Raw genomic sequence first — 18,430 nt, forward strand, 5'->3', positions numbered from 1 at the left:
TCAGCGCGCGCGTGCCTCCTCGAGGTAGTTGTAGGCGGTCACGCGGGAGATGCCGAGCCTCTTCGCGATCGCCTCCACGGACTTCCGCATCTGGGTCGCGCCTCGCTGGTCCAGGCGCTCGAGGACGCTGATCTTGTCGTCCCGTGACATCGCCTCGACCGGCCGGCCGATGTCACGGATCGCCTCCGTGATCATCGCATCCATCACGGAGACGAGGTCGGTGCCGAAATGCTCCGTCGGTGTCGTCTCGGCCGCGGTGGCCGGCAGGAGCGCATCCAGGAGGTTGCGAGCCTGGCGCAACGGGCTGACGTCGACGTTGATGCAGAGGGAGGCGATGATGTCGCCCTCGCGGTTGTGGAAGTAGATGGACGAGCAACGGAGCTCCCGACCGTCGCTCGTGGAGGCCGTGTAGCCGAAGGCGTCGTGGTTCTTCTGCCGATCCCGAAGGACGTCGAGTCCGAGCGACGTGGAGGGGCCGCCAACGGCTCGGCCCGTGACGTGGCCGTTCTCGATCGCGACGATCGTGTGGCCGAGGTCGACGTCGTTCCCGTCGAGATTGTGGAGCACGACCTCGACGGAAGGGCCCGCTGCAGCGGCGAGCGCAGGGAGCAGGGGGCGATACAGCTGCAGCACCTCCTCCGCGCTCTCGTAGGTCTCGCGCGACGGTGACAGCGGGAGCGACGGGACGGCTCCGTCGCCGACCGGGAATGGGGACACGGGCACACACCTTAATTGAACAAAAAATACGACTGATGGACAGATTGTCTCTGCCCCTGTTAGTTTATCGACGCCGAGGACGGCGGTCGAGGGCGACCGCGGCTCGGCACCGACTCATCGAGCAAGGAGGCTGGGATGATCACGACGGCGCGGGGCAGGCTCACATCGAAGCAGCGCAAGACGGTCGCCGGTGGCGCGATCGGCACCATCATCGAGTACTACGACTACTACCTGTACGGCCTGGCCGCGGCGGCGGTCTTCCCGGCCGTGTTCTTCTCCTCGAACGACCCTGTCGTCGCGCAGCTGTCGTCGTTCGCGACGTTCGCCGTCGGGTTCTTCCTCCGTCCGCTCGGCGGCATCATCTGGGGGATCGTCGGCGACCGGGTCGGGCGCAAGGTCGTGCTCATGAGCACGGTGGTCGGCATGGGCGTCGCCACGACCGGAATCGGGCTCATCCCGTCCGATCAGGCGATCGGGATCGCGGCACCGCTCCTGCTTCTGCTGTGCCGGCTCCTGCAGGGCTTCTTCGTCGGCGGAGAGATGGGGGGAGCAGCGACCATGGTGGTCGAGGCGGCACCCACCGGCAGGCGCGGGCTCTATGGCGCCTTCCTCATCAGCGGCGCCGGGATCGCCAACGTCTTCTCCGGAGGGCTGATGGCGGCACTGGGTGCCACGGACGACTCGTGGTTCCTGCAGTGGGGCTGGCGCATTCCGTTCGTGCTCTCGATCGTCCTCGCCATCGCCGCCGTGCTGCTGCGGCGACAGCTCGAGGAATCGGACGCCTTCACCGAGACGCAGACACTGCAGCTCAGCCTGGTCGGCAAGAAGGTCAACCCTCTGGTCGAGGCGTTCCGGCACCCGAAGAACGCGATCATGGGCGTCCTCATCGGTCTCCCGCAGTCGATCGCCGGTTACGTCGTGCTCACCTACGGCCTGGCGTTCATGGTCTCCAACGAGGAGCTGCCGGCCTGGATGGGATTCGCCGGAACCATGATGGTCGGCCTCCTGCAGATCGTGGTGGCTCCACTGTGGGGCGCGATCTCCGATCGGATCGGGCGCCGCACCGTCTACATCATCGGCTGCCTCGGATTCGCGGCGATGGTCTACCCCGCCTTCATGATGTTCAGCACGGGCAACATGTGGCTGATCTGGCTCGGGCAGATCCTGGGCTTCGTCGTCTTCGGAGTCGCGATGCAGGCCACGCTCGCGACGATGCTCGCCGAGATGTTCGACCCGGAGGCGCGTACGACCGGCGTGAACATCGGTTACCAGATCTCCAACACCCTCGGCGGCGGTCTCGCGCCATTGATCTGCACGGCTCTGGTGGCGGCGGCCGGCGGCGCCTTCTGGCCGGTTGTCGTGTACTCCGCGGTCATCGCCGTGATCGGCGTGATCGCCACCCTGGTGGCGTCGATCATCCCCGATGTCGAAGGGGCGGGGCGTCTGCACGCGCTGGCGGGGGCGTCGTCCGCGGCGGAGGTCCCGCTGGACGGCGGTTCGGCGGAAGCGGTCGAGAAGGCGTCGAGGGGATAGAACGTCATCGTGCAACTGTTGCGCTCCCGATGGGACGTCGTCGTCGCCGGCGCCCTGGTCTTCCTGTCCTTCGTGCCGGGAGTGGCGCAGCAGGGTCTGGAGCTTGCCGGCCTCCCGGACCGACCTCTGGATCCGGGAGGCCTCTGCCTGATCGCGGCGCAGGGCGGCAGCGTGGCACTGCTGCGGAGATGGCCGGGACTCGCGCTCGCCGTGTGCTTCTCGGCCTTCGCCGGCTATCAGCTTCTCGGCTATCCGACCACCGTCGCCGCCCTGGGGCTCCTGATCTGCCTGGTGGGGGCGGGCGCCCTCGCGTCCCGACACCGCGGCGTGATCGCGGGGGCGGTGCTCGCCGGCTACGTGGTCTTCGCGGTGGTGCTGCTTCAGGTCGATCGCGGACTCGCGGTCACGGATGCGGTGGTCTTCGGGCTGATGCTCGCGGCGCTGTGGCTCTGGGGCTCCTGGCTCCGGACGCAGAGGGCGTCTCGCCGAGAGCGGGCGCTCCAGGCGGAGACGGATGCGATCGCCGCGGAGCGCTCGCGCATCGCGAGGGAACTGCATGATGTGGTCACGCATCACGTGACCGCGATGGTGATCCAGGCCGAGGCGGGCCGGCTCCGGCCTGACCTCGACGAGGAGACGAGCCGCGTCCTCTCCTCCATCGCCGAGGGCGGCCGCGCGACGCTCGTCGACCTGCGGAGTCTTCTCGGCGCGCTCGAGGCGACCGCCGACGACTCCCGGGAACCGGCACTGCAGACCGTCGCGGAGATCGTCGCCCGCGCGCGGTCGACCGGTCAGACGGTTCGGCTCGAGGAACGGGGAGAGCCGCGGGTGCTGCACGGCGCCGCGGGTCTCGCCGTGGTGCGCGTCGTGCAGGAGAGCATCACCAACGCGAGGAAGCATGCCAGAGACGGCGTGGCGGATGTCCTCGTGGAGTACGTCTCGGATGCCATCCTGGTCGAGGTGACGAGTCCGAGCCGCCACAGGGTGGCTCCGGGCGCGACGGGCGGAGGGCGAGGGATCATTGGGATGCGCGAGCGGGTCGAGAGTCTGGGTGGCGAGATGCGCGCCGTGACAGAGGGCGATCTCTTCGCGGTGAGAGCGCGGATCCCGGGATGATCCCATCGGACGCGCGGGCACCCCTCCGCATCGTGGTGTGCGACGACCAGGAGCTCGTGCGCACGGGGTTCGTCACGATCCTCGATGCCCAGCCGGACATGGTGGTGGTCGGGCAGGCGGCCAACGGCGAGGAGGCTGTTCGGGTCACCGCTCGAGAGCGCCCGGACGTCGTGGTGATGGACATCCGGATGCCGATCCTCGACGGGATCGAGGCGACCAGGAGGATCGCCGGGCCCAGCGTCGACGAGCCGGCACGCGTCCTCGTGGTCACCACCTTCACGATGGACGCCCTCGTGTACGACGCGCTGCGCGCCGGGGCGAGCGGGTTCCTCCTGAAGGATGCGCGGCCGGCCGAGCTGACGGCGGCCATCCGGACCGTCGCCGCGGGGGAGTCGTTGATCGCCCCGGCGGTGACGCGGGCGCTCATCGGTCGCTACGGCGAGCGTCTCCGTCCATCCGGACAGGAGAACGATCGGTTCGACGCGCTCACCGTCCGCGAGCGGGAGGTGCTGGTCCTCCTCGCCGACGGTCGCTCGAATGCCGAGATCGCGGCTCAGCTGGTGATCAGCCAGGAGACCGTGAAGACGTACGTGTCTCGGGTGCTGATGAAGCTCGGGGTCCGGGATCGGGTGCAGGCGGTCGTGCTGGCGCACCGCCTCGGTCTGGCCACCTGAGACGTCTCGCTTCGACAGGCTCAGCGGCCCAAGGAAGCAGGCTCAGCGACCGAAGGAAGCCGGCTCAGCGACCTGCCGCATCCCCCGAGCGAGGGACCGGAGGTGTCCTGGATCGGGCGATTCGCCGGCCCTCAGCCCTCCGTAGCGTCGTTCCTGCATCAGCCATGAGGAGGAACGATGAACGAGACGGCGCAGGATCCCCGGCAGCCCAGCAGCGCGACGGGGCGCAGAATACGGAACCGGAGGGGGGTGCGCACGGCGATCCTCATTGTGGGGTTCGCCGGGGTGATGCTCGGCGTGAATGCCGCCGCCGCCGCGGTGCGGAACCCCGCGCTCAGCCTCGTCGTCGGCCCGGCGCTCGCCGCGGGCACGATCGCCCTGTACGTCTGGACAGGCGGCCACGTCGAAGGACGTACCGTGGACGAGTTCCCGCGGGAGTCGGCGCGGAGGCATCTCGTGCTGGGCGGCTTCGGGGGCCTGGGGCTGGCGAGCGTGTCGATATGCATCATCGCCCTGTTCGGCGGGTATCGGATCACCGGGTGGGGATCGATCGCCGGGGCTCTGGCGGTCGTGGGGACGATGTGCGCCGTCGCGGTCTCCGAGGAGGTGTTCTTCCGCGGCGTCGTGTTCCGTCTGCTCCGGGGACGCTGGGGGACGGTGGTGGCGCTGGGCGCATCGGCGACGCTCTTCGGGCTCCTGCACCTCGTCAATCCCGGCGCATCGCTCTGGGGAGCACTCGCCGTCGCGATCGAAGCGGGGCTCATGCTCGGCGCGGCGTACCTGCTCACCGGCTCCCTGTGGCTGTCGATCGGACTGCACCTCGGCTGGAACGTCGCGATCGGCGGCGTCTTCGGCACGGTGGTGTCCGGCGCCGCCGCCCGGGAGGCTCTGTTCACCGGAGAGGCCTCCGGTCCGGACTGGCTGACGGGAGGGGCGTTCGGGCCGGAGGGCAGCGTCGTCTCCGTCCTCGTGTGCCTGGCGGCGACCGGCGTCCTCCTGGGAGTGGCTCACCGCCGCGCTCGCCTGCTCGAGCGGACGCGATGACGCAGGGCTTCGCGACGTCTGCCGGTCACATGTCCGCCAACGCTCCGTGAAGTCCGAGGGACGCGGTTCCTGCCGCGTCCCTCAAAGGCGTTCAGCGGCGACGTGCTCCGTCCTGCGGCGACTCGTCGTCGTCGTTCTCGATGCGGATGCGCCGTCCCTCCTCGATGTCCTTCCGCTCCTTCTCCGCGCGCTTGTCGCTCTGGCGGGTGTCGCGCGCGGGAAGCTGGATGTCGCGTTCGGCGGCGATCCCGGCCTGCAGCTGACGGCCGCGCTCCAGCTCCGCGTCGAACTCGGCGCCGAACAGGAGGGCGAGGTTCGCGATCCACAGCCAGAGCAGGAACACGATGACGCCCGCCATCGATCCGTAGGTGCGCTCGTAGTTGGAGAAGGTGGTGACGTAGAGCACGAAGCCGAGGGTGGCGACGGCCAGCACCACGATCGCTACGAGGGCCCCCACGCTGATCCACCGGAACTTCGGCTGCTTGGCATTCGGGGTCGCGTAGTAGAGCATCGCCACGAGGAAGACGACGACGAACAGCAGCAGGGGCCACTTGGCGATGTTCCACGCGAGCTGTACGCCCTCGCCTGCACCGATCGCGTCGCCCAGCGCCGACACCACATCCCCGGAGAGCACGAGCACGATGGCGACGATCGTCAGGGAGACGACGGTGATGAGCGTGACGAGCAGCTGCATGGGACGCATCTTCCAGAACGGCCGCCCCTCCTCGATCTCGTAGATGCGGTTCATCACCCGGCTGAACGCTCCGACGTACCCCGACGCCGACCAGAGAGCGAGGAGGATTCCGAACACGAGCGCGATCCCGGCGCCTGGCGCCTGGGAGATCTGCTCGATGGGACCGCGGAGGGCTTTCGCGGTCTCCGGCGGTGCCACGTCGCCGATGATGCCCAGCACGGCGTCGGCGGCGGCCCCACCCTGGCCGAACACGCCGAGCAGCGAGAAGACGGCGATCATGGCGGGGAAGATCGAGAGCACCGCGTAGTAGGTGAGGGCTGCCGCGCCGTCCATGCACTGGTCGGCGGAGAACTCCCGGACGCTCTTGACGAGGACGTACTTCCACGACCGCTTCTGCAGATCGGTCGGGCTGTCCGGCTTCTCGTCGTGCTCGGGCGGTGGAGCGGACGCGGATCCGCTCCCGTGGGTGGCTGCCTTCGACATGGCTCCTCCTCGACATCGGGGCGAGCACTGCTCGCGGATTCCAGTCCTACGAGAAGAGGACGTGTTCGGGCACCGGGGTTGCGCGAATCCGAAACGAGGGGGATGCTGTGGGAGCTCGCGGTCACCCCGCGGGGTAGGTGACGGTCCCGTTCCCCCCGATCACGGCGCCGATGCTGAGCTCCGCCGGATCGACGTGCCCGGGGCCGAGGATATGGCGGACGACCTCGTCCCGCGCGAGGAGGTGGTCGGCGATGATCCGTCGATGGCATCGCCACCACACGCTCTCCGAGCACATGACCGTGATGCGCCGTGCGCGACCCTCGGCGCGGAGGTCGTCCAGGGCCTGCTCGAATTCCGCCGACAGCGCGTGATCGGCGTAGTTGTGGAAGCTGCGGTTCTGCCACCAGGCGTTGGTCTCGAACGGCACATCCCGGCTCACCGGGCGGCGACCCGTCAACCCCTCCGCGCGGCGGTAGGTGATCCCTGCGGCGCGCAAGGAGGAGGCCAGCGCGTCCTGGTCGAACTGCGGATGCCGCTTCGAGCCGGGGAGTCGCCGCACGTCGACGACACTCTCCACGCGGCTCTCCTGCACGAGCCCCAGGAACTCGTCGATCGTGCGGGTGGAGTGCCCGATGGTGAAGAACGGCTCAGACATGAGGCGACCGTAGCCCACTCGTCCCCATCCGCCGACGACCCTTGCCCTGCCGCGGTCCCCGCACCTACGGTGAGGTGACGGGTGGGGATCCGCACCCGGGGCGGGGGCCGTTCGATGAGAAGAGTCCGATTCGGAGTTCTGGGCGTGCTGCTGGCCGCGGTCGTCGGCATCGGTGGTGCTCTTCCCGCCGTCGCCGCCGAACCCACGGCAAGGCTCTCGCTCTTCAAGCGATCGAGAACCTCGATACGGGGGCCAGTCTCGGAGACCGCACGCTCTGGACGATGCACGCGGTCAACGTGGCCACGGGGGAGACCTTCACCGGCGACGGCCTCAACGGCATGCAGTCGCGCCTCATCCCGCCCGGCACCTACCGCATCTTCGAGACCGGCGGCGTGGCCGGGTATGCCTTCTTCTCCTGGAACTGCGACGGCGACGTGACGACGCAGCCGGAGCGCACGATCACCATCACCGCGAACCAGTCGATGACGTGCACGGTGCAGAACAATGCGATCCGGAGCAGCCTCACGCTCGTCAAGAACGTGCAGGGCGGTGGCGCGGCCCCGTCGGAGTGGACGCTGCGGGCCCAGGGACCGTCGACCATCGAGGGGGCGGGAGGCTCCGCTGCGGTGCAGAACCAGCCGGCGCGGATCGGCACCTACACGTTGAGCGAATCGGTCGGACCGGGGAGCTATGTGCCGGGGCCCTGGACCTGCGAGCGGCGGGATCTGACGACCGGCGCGGTCACTGCCGTTCCCGTGGCCGGTGATCAGTTCGAGATGACCCTCGGCGGCGCGGTGACCTGCCAGATCACGAACACCGGAGACCTGCCCCACCTGACGCTCGTCAAGGAGGTCGTCGACCCGGCGGCGACCGGATACCCGCTGGCCGCCCCGTCGGATTTCGTCCTGAGCGCGAGCGGACCCGAGCGGATCTCCGGTCCTTCCGGCTCGGACGCCGTCGACCACGCCTCCATCGACCCCGGCGCCTACACGCTCGCCGAGAGCGGTCCCGCCGGATACAGCGGCGGTGCGTGGACCTGCGTCGACGCCACGGGCGACGGCGGGATCGATGGTGCGCTTCTCTACGTGCGGGAGAGCTCCGACATCACCTGCCGCATCACCAACACCTTCGCGGGCGGTTGGCTCACCCTCGTCAAGAACGTGGTGGGCAGCGACCGGCCGCCGTCCGACTGGACCCTGACGGCCGCCGGACCGGAGACGGTGACCGGTGCCTCCGGATCCGCTGCGGTCACCCGCGTCCCGGTGCCGGTCGGCGACTACGCGCTTGCCGAGGCGGACGGACCCGCCGGATACGCGGCCGGGCCATGGTCGTGCACGGGCGGCGCCCTGGCTACCGACACCGTGACCGTCGGCGCCGGAGCGGACGTGACCTGCACGGTCACGAACACCCTCGAGGTCGGCCAGCTCACTCTCGTGAAGAACGTCGTGAACGCCGGCGGCGGTCCCCTCACCGCGCAGGACTGGGAGCTCACCGCGGCATCGGCCGACACCGTCATCAGCGGCGTCTCCGGCTCGGGCAAGGTGAGCTTCGCGGCGGTGGCTCCGGGGACCTTCACCCTGTCGGAGGCGAGCACCGCTCCGGAGGCGGGCTCCTATGTGAGCGAGGGCTGGTCCTGCGTCGATGACGAGGGCACCCCCGTCGGCTCCGGCGACACCGTCGAGGTCGTGCCGCTGGAGAGTGTGATCTGCACCGTCACGAACCGGTGGACCCAGTCGACCCTGACGCTGCGCAAGCAGGTCGCCTCCGCCTTCGGTACGCCGGCGCTGCCCTCGGCGTGGACGCTGACCGCAACCGGCGGTGCCGCAACGGTGTCGGGGCCCGCCAATTCCCCCGCCGTCACGCAGGCGGCCGTCGCCCCCGGCGCATGGACGCTGAGCGAGCAGGACGGCCCCACCGGCTACGATCCGCTCGGCTGGAACTGCTCGGGCGGGACGGTGACCGGCGACGTGGTCCAGGTGCCGCCGTCCGCAGACGTCGTGTGCATCCTCACCAATGCATCGATCACGCCGAGCCTGACTCTCGTCAAGCAGGTCATGAACGGCGAGCGCGGACGCGCGGTGCCCGGCGACTTCGAGTTGAAAGCCCGCGGTCCGGGCAACGCGGCGCTCTCCGGCCCCAGTGGGTCGGAGTTCGTCACCGACATGCAGCTTCCGCCGGGGGAGTACATCTTCTCCGAGGACGGCCCGAGCGGCTATGAGGGTGAGTGGTCCTGCACCGGCACGACCTGGGACGGGACCACGGCGACGCTGGGATTCGGGGAAGACGCGATCTGCACCGCCACGAACACCTTCGTCGGCGGCACTCTGACGCTCCGGAAGACCGTCGTCGGGGACGGTCCGGGAGCCCCGGCCGGGCCCGCCGCCGCCACGGACTGGACCCTGCGTGCGATCGGTGGCGGGGAGTTCCCGCGCCCGCGCATCGAGGGAGCGTCCGGCGAGACGGCGGTGACCCTGGCTCCGCTCGGGGCCGGTGCGTTCCGGCTCTCGGAGCGGGCGGTCGCGGGCGCGCCCACCGCGGACTACCGCAGCGACGGCTGGGAGTGCACCGGGGGCGCGCTGGAGGGCGACGTCGTCCAGGTGACCGCAGGGGTCGACACCGTGTGCACGGTGACGAACGTCTACGACCCCCGCTCCGGTCCCGACCCCGAGCCCGAGCCGGAACCCGAACCCGAGAACCCGGATCCGGGAACGGATGTCGACCCCGGGACGGCGACCGGGGCGGACGGTGGGGCGGCCTCCGACCTGGCCACGACGGGTCTCGCGCCGGGCGCGGCCGCGGCGGCAGGCGCCGGTGGTCTGCTCGTCCTCCTCGGAGCCGCGCTCCTCGCGGCGCGGCGGCTTCGGCGCACGCGGCACGGGCATCCCGGATCGCGCTGATCCGACCTCTCCGCCCACGCACGGCGGGTCCGCCCCCCGAGAGGACGGACCCGCCGTGTCGAGGCTCAGCCGGCGGCCGGTGCGATCTCGTTCGGCGTGACCTCCAGTTGGGTGCTCGCGAGCACCTCGCCGGTGGTGAGGTCGACCGCGTGCACGCTGTCCGCGGCGGGCTCGGTCACGTACGCGATGTCGCCGGCGACGACGATCGCGGGGTGCGGGTCCTGCCACTCGGCGGGCCCTTCCCACGCCTCGATGACCGGGTAGGAGTCGGTGATCTCGCCGGTCTCGGGGTCGAGCACGTGGATGGCGCCGTCGGCGCCGAGGATGTAGGCCAGGTCGCCAGGGCCGCGCGCGACGTCGCGGAAGGTGTACTCCGCCCCCTCGGGCAGGGACACGACCTCCGACGTCATCGCCGCGGTGTCGATGAGCGTGACGGCGCCGAGCAGGTAGCCCTCGGCGTCGGGGTCGTTCTTGTAGTCCCCGACGATGATCGAGCTCGTCTCGCTCACGTACGCGTTGCCCATCCGGCCGTACGGCTGGTCGGGAGCGGCGAGCTTGGTGATCTCGCCGTTCTTGTAGACGAGCGCGCCGTCCTCGCACCCGAAGACGACCACCTCGTCGGCCGCGGTCCCTTCGCCGTGGACGCCGGGGCACTGGTCGGACGAGGCGATCTCGGTACCGTCCGCATCGCGCACGACGATGCCGCTGCGACCGTCCGCATCGCCCACCGTGGTGAGGAACGTGCCGTCCTCCAACAGCACCGAGACGCCGTGGTGCGCCTCGACGCCGTCGACGGTCTCCACCTCCGGGAGACCGCCGTCGCCGAGGTCGGCGGTGTCGAAGATCGTGGTGTCGCTCGTGCCGTCGGCGTAGAGGATGGTCTTGCCACCGTGGCGGACGACGTGGCCGGGGGTGTCGGCCTCGAACACCGTGTCGGTCAGGACCGCCTCGTCGGCTGATCCGGCCCCGGTGTCGAGCACCTGGAAGCCGTCACTCATCGTCACCATGACGTGGCGACCGTCGCCGGCCGGATTCAGGCGGGTGAACGGCTCGGAGTCGAAGTCGGCGACGGTGTCGAGGGTCTCGCCGTCGAGGACGAGGATGCCGCCCTCATACGAGATGGCCACGCGGGGGCCGGCGTCCGGTTCCGCGGCGTCGCTCGCGGCGGAGCCGGCTCCGGCCGTGGTCGAGCAGGAGGCGAGCGTCACGGCGGCGCCGAGGGCGACGGCCCCGACCAGCGCCCGGCGCAGGGGGAGTGTCTTCATGCGGTGCTTCTTTCTTGTGAGGGATGGTCTCAGCGGGTGAGACCGGAGGCGATGCGCTCGGTGTTGACGCGCATCATGGTCAGGTAATCCGGGGCGCCGCCGTCTTCCGCGGTGAGCGACTCGGTGAACAGCTCGATCACCGCGACGTGGACGTCGGCCTCGTCGGCGAGCGCCTGGACGAGGCGGTCGGGGGAGGAGGACTCCGCGAAGACGGCGGGCACACCCGTCTCCTCCACGGCACCCACGAGATCGGCGAGGTCGGAGGCCGAGGGGGCCGCGAGCGTGGTGCCGCCCGGGATGACGGCGCCGACGACCTCGAAGTCGAAGCGGTCGGAGAGGTAGCCGAAGACGTGGTGGTTGGTCACGAGCGCCCGACGGTCGTCGGGGATCCGGGCGAACGCGCTCGTCATCTCGTCGTCGAGTGCCCTCAGCTCCTCGCGATAGTCGGCGACGTCGGCCGCGAGGACGTCGGCGTGGACCCCGTCGAGCGCGGCCAGGGCGGGCTCCAGGGCGTCAACGACGTCGATCATCCGCGCCGGATCGGTCCAGAAGTGGGAGTCCGGCATTCCCGCGGCGTCGCCGTCGCGGTAGTCCAGGACGTCGATCGCGTCGCCCGCGACGAAGGACGGCACCTCGGCCGCGACGGCCGCGTCGAGATGCTGCTGCAGACCCTCCTCGAGCCCGAGTCCGTTGGAGACGAGCAGGTCGGCGACCCGCAGCGTGGCGGCCTCCTGCGCCGAGATCTCGAACGAGTGCGGGTCGGCGTTCGGCTTCATGAGGGTGACGACGCGAGCCTGATCGCCGATGAGCTCGCCGACCACATCGCCCAGGATGTTCGTCGAGACGACGACCACCGGCCGCGTATCGGCGGGAGGGGCGCAGGCGGTCAGAGCGGCGGCGGTGAGCGCGGCGAGAACCGCGGCGAGGGGTCGCACGGGGCGCATGTCAGCGTCCCGTTTCGGCGACGAACGCCGGGGCGTCGGCGGTATCGAAGGTCCGCGCGAGGCGGGCGTCGTCGGCGTAGTCGATCTCGAACAGCCGGTGCTCCGCCGGGCCGCTCAGATAGGCGCGGTGCTGATCGGCGATGAGTGCCGGAGCCTCGCCCGCCGCCAGCGATGCCGCCACCACCGGGGCGGTCTCCGCCCGCACCGTCCCGTCGAGAGCGCTGAGCACGAGCACGCGTCCGTCCTGCGTCAGCGCGAGGAGGGTGTCGTCCTCATCGCCGACCGCGGTGACCTGCGCGAGGGGAGTGGGGGCGGTGAGCAGCGTCCAGGCCTGCGCGCGGGTGTCGAGGACCCGGATGTCGGTCGGTCCGGCGAGGCCGGCGACCGTGGGGCGCCCCTCGCGGTTGTGGAACGCGGACACGGCTCCGGCCGGCGCTCCGTCCGGGTACGGGATGCGGTCCACGGTGAGCGCCCCGGCTTCGATACGGGCGAGCAGGGCACCGTCGGCGCAGCCGATGACCGCGCCGACCCTGGTCGTGATCGTGCCGGTCGGTGCGGCGCAGTCCTCCCGGAGGCCGGTGCGCTCGCCGTCCGCCGTGTAGCCGACGACGACTCCGCCCGCCTCCCCGTCGGCCTCGGTCACGAGCGCGAACGACCCGACCGGCACCACCAGACCCTCGTGTGGGGAGCGCTCGATGCGGAACAGCTCACGGATCTCCCCCTTCGACAGGGCCTCCGTGTCGAGGAGGACAGCGTCTCCGGATCCGGTGAAGGAGATGCCGGTGCCGCCGGTGGTCGAGCTGTTCGTCGTCGCGACCGTCGCCGCGCCGTCGCCCTCCACCGTGCCGAGCAGGGCGGGATCGGCGCGGTAGTAGTGGAAGTGGTCGACGTGGTCCCACGTCCAGACGCCGCTGTCGACGACCTCGACGCCGTCGCCGGTGTCTGCGAAGAGGTACCGGCCGTCGGTCGTCATGCCCTCCGGGGTGGCCACCGTGCCGATGTCGGTGACGCTCTCGTCCAGGAGGTCGAGGTGGGTGACCCGACCCTGCGCGTCGATGGTCGTGAGTCCGAGCTGCGGTTCCGCGACCTCTTCCGCCCCGGCGATCGCGCCGTGGCCGTCTCCGGCGGAGGAGGAGGTGGCGGGGCTCTGCGCCGCGGGCCCGGCGCAGGACGCGAGGGGGAGAGTCAGGGCCGCGACGGTGATGAGGGGAAGGAGGCGGGAGTGCACGATGAGCCTTTCGGGACGAATCAGGAGGTGGTGATAGGCACGGGAGGGGCGATCGGCTGTCGGGTTCGCACGGCGACCCGCGCCGCCCAGGACAGACCGGCGAGGGCGATCGCGGCCGCGGCGACGGACGCTCCCGCGGCAGTGGCCGCATACCAGGACGCGAGGAGACCGGCGAGGACGGCAGTCGCGCCGAAGGCGCACGCGAGCGCCATCCGCGTGGGCAGGCGCGACGTCCACTGTCCGGCGGCGACCGCGGGGGCGAGGAGCAGACCGACGACGAGCAGCGAGCCGACCGCCTGGTACGACGCCACGACCGCGAGGGTCACCAGTCCGACCAGGGCCGCCTGGGCCCACCGGGGGCGGAGCCCGAGTACCGTCGCGATGCGGGCGTCGAGGGCGAGCGCGACGAACGGCCGATGGCAGAGGACGGCGACCGTCACTCCCACGACCGCGGCCGCGGCGAGCAGGAGGAGGTCGGCGCGGGTGATCGCGAGGATGTCGCCGAAGAGGATCGCCGTGGCATCCGTGGCGAAGCTCCCGGAGTGGGAGATGACGATCACCCCCAGCGCCAGCATCGCGACGAAGAGCAGTCCGATGCTCGTGTCGTAGGAGAGCCGGGCGCGTCGTTGCAGGGCGCCGATGCCGATGCTCATCGCGACGGCGCTGACCGCCCCGCCGACGAGCACGGGTGCCCCGAGCACCGTGGCCAGCGCGACGCCGGGTAGCATTCCGTGCGCCAGGGCCTCACCGAGGAAGGCCATCCCGCGGACGACGACCCAGGTCCCGACGACCCCGCAGAGGACCGCGACGAGAGCGCCGCCGACGAGTCCGCGCTGGAAGAACTCGAGCGTGAACGGGGTGAGCAGGGCGGCGAGCGAGGGGGTCACGGAACGCGAGCCTATTCGTACTTGAGAATGATTATCAAATTCATAAACTGGAGACATGACAAGAACCCCCCGTCCTGCCGACGGCGCCCTGCGTCTCGACGACGTCTCCGTCCGGCTCGGAGACCACGAGGCCCTGCGCGGCGTCACCCTGGAGATGGAGGCGGGGGAGTTCGTCGTCGTCACCGGTCCGAACGGCGCGGGGAAGTCGACGCTCCTGGAGGTGGCCGCCGGGGTGCGCTCACCGACCAGGGGGCGGCGGAGTGCGACCGGTCCGATCGCCTTCGTGCCGCAGCGCGCCGCGGTGCCTCCGGGCCTTCCGCTCACGGCGCGAGACGTCGTGACGGTCGGGACGTGGCGTCGGCTCGGGGCCTTCCGGCGGCGGGATCGGCGGGCGCGTGCGGCGGTGGCGGCGGCGATGGAGCGCACCGCCGTGTCGACTCTGCAGCGTCTGCCGTTCGCGACGCTGTCCGGCGGCCAGCAGCAGCGTGTGCTCCTGGCTCAAGGGCTCGCGGGGGAAGCAGGCGTCCTGCTCGTGGACGAGCCGACGACGGCCCTGGACGCCGCATCGGTCCGTCGCATCCGGGCAGTGCTGCGGGAGGAGGCGGATCGCGGGGCGCTCGTCCTCTGCGTCACGCACGATGCGACCCTGATCGCCGATGCCGACCGCGAGATCGCGCTCCGCGACGGCATGAGGCTCTCTGCGTCGCGCTGAGCGGACCAGCCGCTCAGCGGAGCGCGATCAGAGGCCGTGGCCCATGTCGAAGTCGGAGAGCGCGGGGACCTCGATGTCGCCGGGAGACGACGAGTCGCCCCGCGGCTTCGGGAACAGGCGGTGGGCCTGCAGCTCGTCGACCTCGGCGGAGAAGTCGGGATCGGGTTCCCCGGTGTGGTGGGGGCTGACGAGCACGTCGTTGCCGACGCCGACGAGGAGGTCGGCCCAGTCCTTCTCGCCCTCCAGGAGGATCGGGATCTCGACCGCTTCGGACTCGCCCTCCCTGGCGATGGCGGCGGCCAGGGTGAGCAGCGTCTCCGCGACGTCGTCAGAGGTGATGAGCTGCTGGCCGGCGTAGGAGACGAGTTTCATGCGGGCATCATCGCCTGCCCGCCGCCGTCGCGCATGGGGGTTGCGCTCGCGGGCGAGAACGGTTAAATCGCTCCGCCTTCGAGTATCTAACTGGGTGAGGCACCGCGCGTCAGCGGAGATAGGCGTCGACGAGGAGGGCGCCGCGGATGTCGCGGAGCCGGTCGACCAGCCGGGTGATGCCGCTCGTGCCGAGGGAGGCGAGCGGGAGGTCGAACGGTCCCAGCGGTTCGAGCTTCCCCATCCGCACGCGCACCACCTCCCAGCCGGCGCCGCGCACCGCGCGGTCCTTCCGGCGGTCGGCCTCCTCCCTCTTCCCGACGTGCTCGAGCCCGTGCCGGCCGACCGTGTCGTACTCGATCGCGATCCGCAGGTCCGGGAGCAGGATGTCGGGCCACACCTCCGTATGCCGGAAGAACGGCCGCGCGACCTTGATGGCGTTGACGTCGTCGGGGAACAGCAGCCGTTCGGTGAGCGCCTGCCGGAGCTTCCCCTCGGCGGCTGAAGCGGGTCTCGGAGCGCACACGCTCAGGAACGCGCTCCCCGTCGGCAGCGCCGGGGTCTTCGTGCACAGCGGTGGCGCCGGCTTCTTCGGACGGGCAGGGAGCGCCCGTGCCTCTCCGAGGACCACCGGCTGCGGCCGTGCCAGCGCCGCGCACTCCGGACACCAGGACGAGCGCCGTCGCACCCGCCCCGGGCGTTCGCGCTGCTCGGTCGGGGTCGCCGCGAACAGGTGGCCGACGGCGCACTCCCAGCAGAGCAGCACATCGGCCGCCAACGGGATCTGCGTGAGGGCGATGCCGTGATTGTGCTCCGGGTGGTACTGGCGGATGAGTTCCGGGTAGGCCGCCCACGCCGCCCGGTAAGTGCCGACCGCATAGGGCACGTCGAGTCCTCGCGAGAACTGGCGTCTCGCCCACCACTGCTGCACGGGCTCGGGCACGACAGCGACGGTAGGCGGGGCCACGGACATCGCCGCTGCGGAGTCACCAGGGTGAACATCTCCGGAGGCTCTGTCCTCTCGGAAGGCGCGCGCCTAGGGTCGGTGGCGAAGACCGGTGCCTCTGCGCGCGTGGAGAGCATCTCCGATCGCAACCGAAAGCAGGAAACCATGGCTGAATTGATCGTCATCTCCTATGACACCGAGAGCGACGCGGAGGGTGCCTACAACCGCGTCCAGGCCCTGCAGGACGACCTCGTCGTCGAGCTCGCCGGCCTCGCGCTCGTGAAGGTGGACGGCGAGGGCAAGACGAAGGTGGAGTACCCGGGCGCCGGGAGCAGGATCGGCCTCGGCGTCGCCTCCGGCGCTCTGTTCGGTGCCCTGATCGGCATCCTGTTCTTCATCCCGGTCGCCGGCCTGGTGTTCGGCGGCCTCCTCGGGGCCCTGTTCTCCGGCCTCGACAAGACCGGCATCGACGCCGAGTTCCGCGACCGCGTGAAGGCCACCGTGACGGCCGGCAAGTCCGCCGTCGTCATCTACGCGCTCAAGCTCACGGAGGACAAGTTCGCCGAGGCGTTGGCCCCGTACAACGGCACCGTCGTGCAGACCTCGCTGTCGAAGGAGGACGAGGCCGAGCTGGTCAAGGACCTCGGCGGCCACTGACCGCCGACCGATGCGCCCGTCGTGGATCCGTCCGCGGCGGGCGCATCGTCGTGTCGGCGGGATGACCGCGCCGGGTCAGCGGCGCACGCGCGCCCTGGTCTTCGCGACACCGGCGAGGGTCGCTCGCACCGGCGTTCCGAGGTAGAGGCCGAGGGAGGCGCCGGAGGCGAGCGCGATCCCGATCACGGCGGCGTCGATCAGCGATCCGCCGACGGTGAGCATCCCGGTGGAGGTGCCCGCTGCGTGCACGACCTCGAGGAGGCCCTGGAACACCGCGACACCGGGCACGAGCGGGACGATCGCGGCGGTCGTCACCGCGACCGAGGGCACGTGCAGGTTGTGCGCGATGAGCATGCCGATGAAGCTCGCCAGCAGTGCTCCGACCGCGCTCGCCGCGGCCGGGTGGAGCTGAAGCGCGACGGTGCCCGCGTACCCGGCGAGGGTGACGGCGCTGAGCAGGGCGCTGACGAGGATGATGCGGATGCCCGCGCCGTTGAACACGGCCACGGCGACCGCGATGATGATGGCCCCGACGAACTGGTTGAGCAGCGGGCCGAAGGGCGCGGGATCGTCCGGCAGCTCCATCGTGAAGCCGAGCACGCCGCCGAGCTCCAGGCCGACGAGGATGCCGATCACGACCCCGAGCGTCTGCATCGTGAGGTCGAGGATGCGGCCGCCGGCCGTGAGCGCGAAGCCGTCGATGGCATCCTGCGCGGCGCCCACCACCGTGAGTCCCGCGAGCATGAGCACGATGCCCGAGGCGACGATGATCGAGGGGCGGATGCCGACGAACGGTTCGATCCCCGCACTGCCGAGCGCCGAGACGGCGACCGCGACGACCGTGGTGACGAGGCCTCCGGCGATCTGACTGAAGAACAGCGGTACCCGCAGCCGGGCGAGGCCCGCTTGGGTGAGCGCCGCCCCCAACGCGGCGACGAAAGTGAGGCCCACGATGAGCGGGGAGGCGCCGAGCATGATGCTCACGCCGACCGCGAGGAGCGCCCGTGCGACGATCACCACGGACTGCTGATAGCGGAACGGCACGCGGCGGATGACCCGGAACGCGGTGCGCGCGGCCTCCAGGTCCAGTCCGCCGTCGATGTCGGCCACGAGTGCCTGCACGCGCTGCAGCTTGGCGTGGTCGGGGGCGGCCACGCGGACCACGCGGACGAGCGTCTCCGGCCACACCTCCCCGCTGAGGTGGAAGGACACCGTGATCGAGTTGTAGGTCACGTCGACCTGGACGCCCTTGAGGCCGTACGCCTCGCAGACGCGCGTGATCGCGAGCGTGACCTCGTGCGCGGAGGCGCCGACCGCGAACATCGACTCCCCGATGCGCGTCGCCAGATCGAGGACCCGCGGCACCGTGTGCTCGTCGATCACGGGCATCGCCTCGGTGTGGGCGACGGCGGACGGATCCGTGTGCAGCAGCCGGCGGACGGACAGGAGCAGTCGCTGGGGGGAACGCGCGGGCATATCTCCCATTCTCCCGCGGACGAGGGCCACCCGATCGACGGCCCGTCTGTCAAGGCCCGAGACGGCCCCCGGCCCTGCTTCTACAGTGGGGTTTCGCCGCGCCGCTCCCGACGCCGTGGCAGGAGGATTCGAC

17 protein-coding genes are annotated in these 18,430 nt (G+C 70.8%); 7 read left to right on the plus strand and 10 right to left on the minus strand.

What is annotated here, in order from left to right:
• A complete protein-coding gene (locus tag AUV07_RS13320; RefSeq protein ID WP_062636779.1) occupies nt 1-717 on the minus strand; it encodes a helix-turn-helix transcriptional regulator in 717 nt (238 codons plus the stop codon).
• Between the two features lie 135 nt (nt 718-852).
• On the opposite strand from AUV07_RS13320, the gene AUV07_RS13325 reads away from it, so the two are divergent.
• The 4 genes from AUV07_RS13325 to AUV07_RS13340 all read left to right on the plus strand — a co-directional run bounded on the left by AUV07_RS13325 (nt 853) and on the right by AUV07_RS13340 (nt 5,084).
• Nucleotides 853-2,250: an MFS transporter gene (locus AUV07_RS13325; protein ID WP_062636780.1), complete on the plus strand. Its 1,398-nt coding sequence runs from the start codon at nt 853-855 to the stop codon at nt 2,248-2,250.
• A gap of 9 nt (nt 2,251-2,259) precedes the next feature.
• The gene (locus AUV07_RS13330) at nt 2,260-3,366 is read left to right on the plus strand and encodes a sensor histidine kinase (protein WP_157524071.1); all 1,107 of its coding nucleotides are present in this window, start codon (nt 2,260-2,262) and stop codon (nt 3,364-3,366) included.
• Nucleotides 3,363-4,040, plus strand: a complete 678-nt coding sequence (locus tag AUV07_RS13335) for a response regulator (RefSeq protein WP_062636784.1) — start codon at nt 3,363-3,365, stop codon at nt 4,038-4,040. Before AUV07_RS13330 ends, AUV07_RS13335 begins: the two co-directional genes overlap by 4 nt.
• 249 nt (nt 4,041-4,289) lie before the next feature.
• Nucleotides 4,290-5,084 carry a CPBP family intramembrane glutamic endopeptidase gene (locus AUV07_RS13340; protein ID WP_231868271.1) on the plus strand — a complete coding sequence of 265 codons (795 nt, stop codon included), beginning with the start codon at nt 4,290-4,292 and terminating at the stop codon, nt 5,082-5,084.
• Nucleotides 5,085-5,175: 91 nt separating this feature from the next.
• Here AUV07_RS13340 and AUV07_RS13345 read toward each other — a convergent pair whose 3' ends face one another.
• Nucleotides 5,176-6,261 (minus strand): YihY/virulence factor BrkB family protein, encoded by a 1,086-nt coding sequence (locus AUV07_RS13345; protein ID WP_062636786.1) that lies wholly within the window; start codon nt 6,259-6,261, stop codon nt 5,176-5,178.
• Between the two features lie 121 nt (nt 6,262-6,382).
• Nucleotides 6,383-6,916, minus strand: coding sequence for a DUF488 domain-containing protein (locus tag AUV07_RS13350; protein ID WP_062636923.1), 534 nt, complete (start codon nt 6,914-6,916; stop codon nt 6,383-6,385).
• Nucleotides 6,917-6,990: 74 nt separating this feature from the next.
• On the opposite strand from AUV07_RS13350, the gene AUV07_RS13355 reads away from it, so the two are divergent.
• Nucleotides 6,991-9,813: a hypothetical protein gene (locus AUV07_RS13355; protein WP_269454390.1), complete on the plus strand. Its 2,823-nt coding sequence runs from the start codon at nt 6,991-6,993 to the stop codon at nt 9,811-9,813.
• Between the two features lie 65 nt (nt 9,814-9,878).
• Here AUV07_RS13355 and aztD read toward each other — a convergent pair whose 3' ends face one another.
• From aztD to aztB, 4 genes are read right to left on the minus strand one after another with little or no spacing between them, the layout of a single operon-like run.
• Complete coding sequence (aztD, locus tag AUV07_RS13360; RefSeq protein ID WP_082802961.1) at nt 9,879-11,078, minus strand: zinc metallochaperone AztD; 1,200 nt, start codon at nt 11,076-11,078, stop codon at nt 9,879-9,881.
• A gap of 29 nt (nt 11,079-11,107) precedes the next feature.
• Nucleotides 11,108-12,022 carry a zinc ABC transporter substrate-binding protein AztC gene (gene aztC, locus AUV07_RS13365; protein WP_062636790.1) on the minus strand — a complete coding sequence of 305 codons (915 nt, stop codon included), beginning with the start codon at nt 12,020-12,022 and terminating at the stop codon, nt 11,108-11,110.
• A 1-nt stretch (nt 12,023) separates the two neighbouring features.
• On the minus strand, nt 12,024-13,250 hold the full coding sequence (locus tag AUV07_RS13370) for a hypothetical protein (protein ID WP_062636791.1): 1,227 nt from the start codon (nt 13,248-13,250) through the stop codon (nt 12,024-12,026).
• A gap of 20 nt (nt 13,251-13,270) precedes the next feature.
• Nucleotides 13,271-14,137 (minus strand): zinc ABC transporter permease AztB, encoded by an 867-nt coding sequence (aztB, locus tag AUV07_RS13375; RefSeq protein ID WP_062636793.1) that lies wholly within the window; start codon nt 14,135-14,137, stop codon nt 13,271-13,273.
• Nucleotides 14,138-14,192: 55 nt separating this feature from the next.
• Here aztB and AUV07_RS13380 point away from each other — a divergent pair, with 55 nt between their 5' ends.
• Entirely contained in the window at nt 14,193-14,849 is a 657-nt protein-coding gene (locus AUV07_RS13380) for a metal ABC transporter ATP-binding protein (RefSeq protein ID WP_062636794.1), read from the plus strand.
• Between the two features lie 27 nt (nt 14,850-14,876).
• On the opposite strand, the gene AUV07_RS13385 is transcribed toward AUV07_RS13380, so the two are convergent.
• Nucleotides 14,877-15,221: a hypothetical protein gene (locus AUV07_RS13385; protein ID WP_060922700.1), complete on the minus strand. Its 345-nt coding sequence runs from the start codon at nt 15,219-15,221 to the stop codon at nt 14,877-14,879.
• Nucleotides 15,222-15,330: 109 nt separating this feature from the next.
• Nucleotides 15,331-16,161 carry a zinc-ribbon domain-containing protein gene (locus tag AUV07_RS13390; protein ID WP_082802968.1) on the minus strand — a complete coding sequence of 277 codons (831 nt, stop codon included), beginning with the start codon at nt 16,159-16,161 and terminating at the stop codon, nt 15,331-15,333.
• Nucleotides 16,162-16,329: 168 nt separating this feature from the next.
• Here AUV07_RS13390 and AUV07_RS13395 point away from each other — a divergent pair, with 168 nt between their 5' ends.
• Nucleotides 16,330-16,821, plus strand: a complete 492-nt coding sequence (locus AUV07_RS13395; RefSeq protein WP_025102547.1) for a DUF1269 domain-containing protein — start codon at nt 16,330-16,332, stop codon at nt 16,819-16,821.
• 75 nt (nt 16,822-16,896) lie between these two features.
• On the opposite strand, the gene AUV07_RS13400 is transcribed toward AUV07_RS13395, so the two are convergent.
• Nucleotides 16,897-18,297: a threonine/serine ThrE exporter family protein gene (locus tag AUV07_RS13400; RefSeq protein WP_062636797.1), complete on the minus strand. Its 1,401-nt coding sequence runs from the start codon at nt 18,295-18,297 to the stop codon at nt 16,897-16,899.
• Nucleotides 18,298-18,430: the final 133 nt, after the last annotated feature.

The sequence above is a fragment of the Microbacterium sp. CH1 genome, assembly GCF_001595495.1.
Taxonomy (GTDB): Bacteria; Actinomycetota; Actinomycetes; order Actinomycetales; family Microbacteriaceae; genus Microbacterium.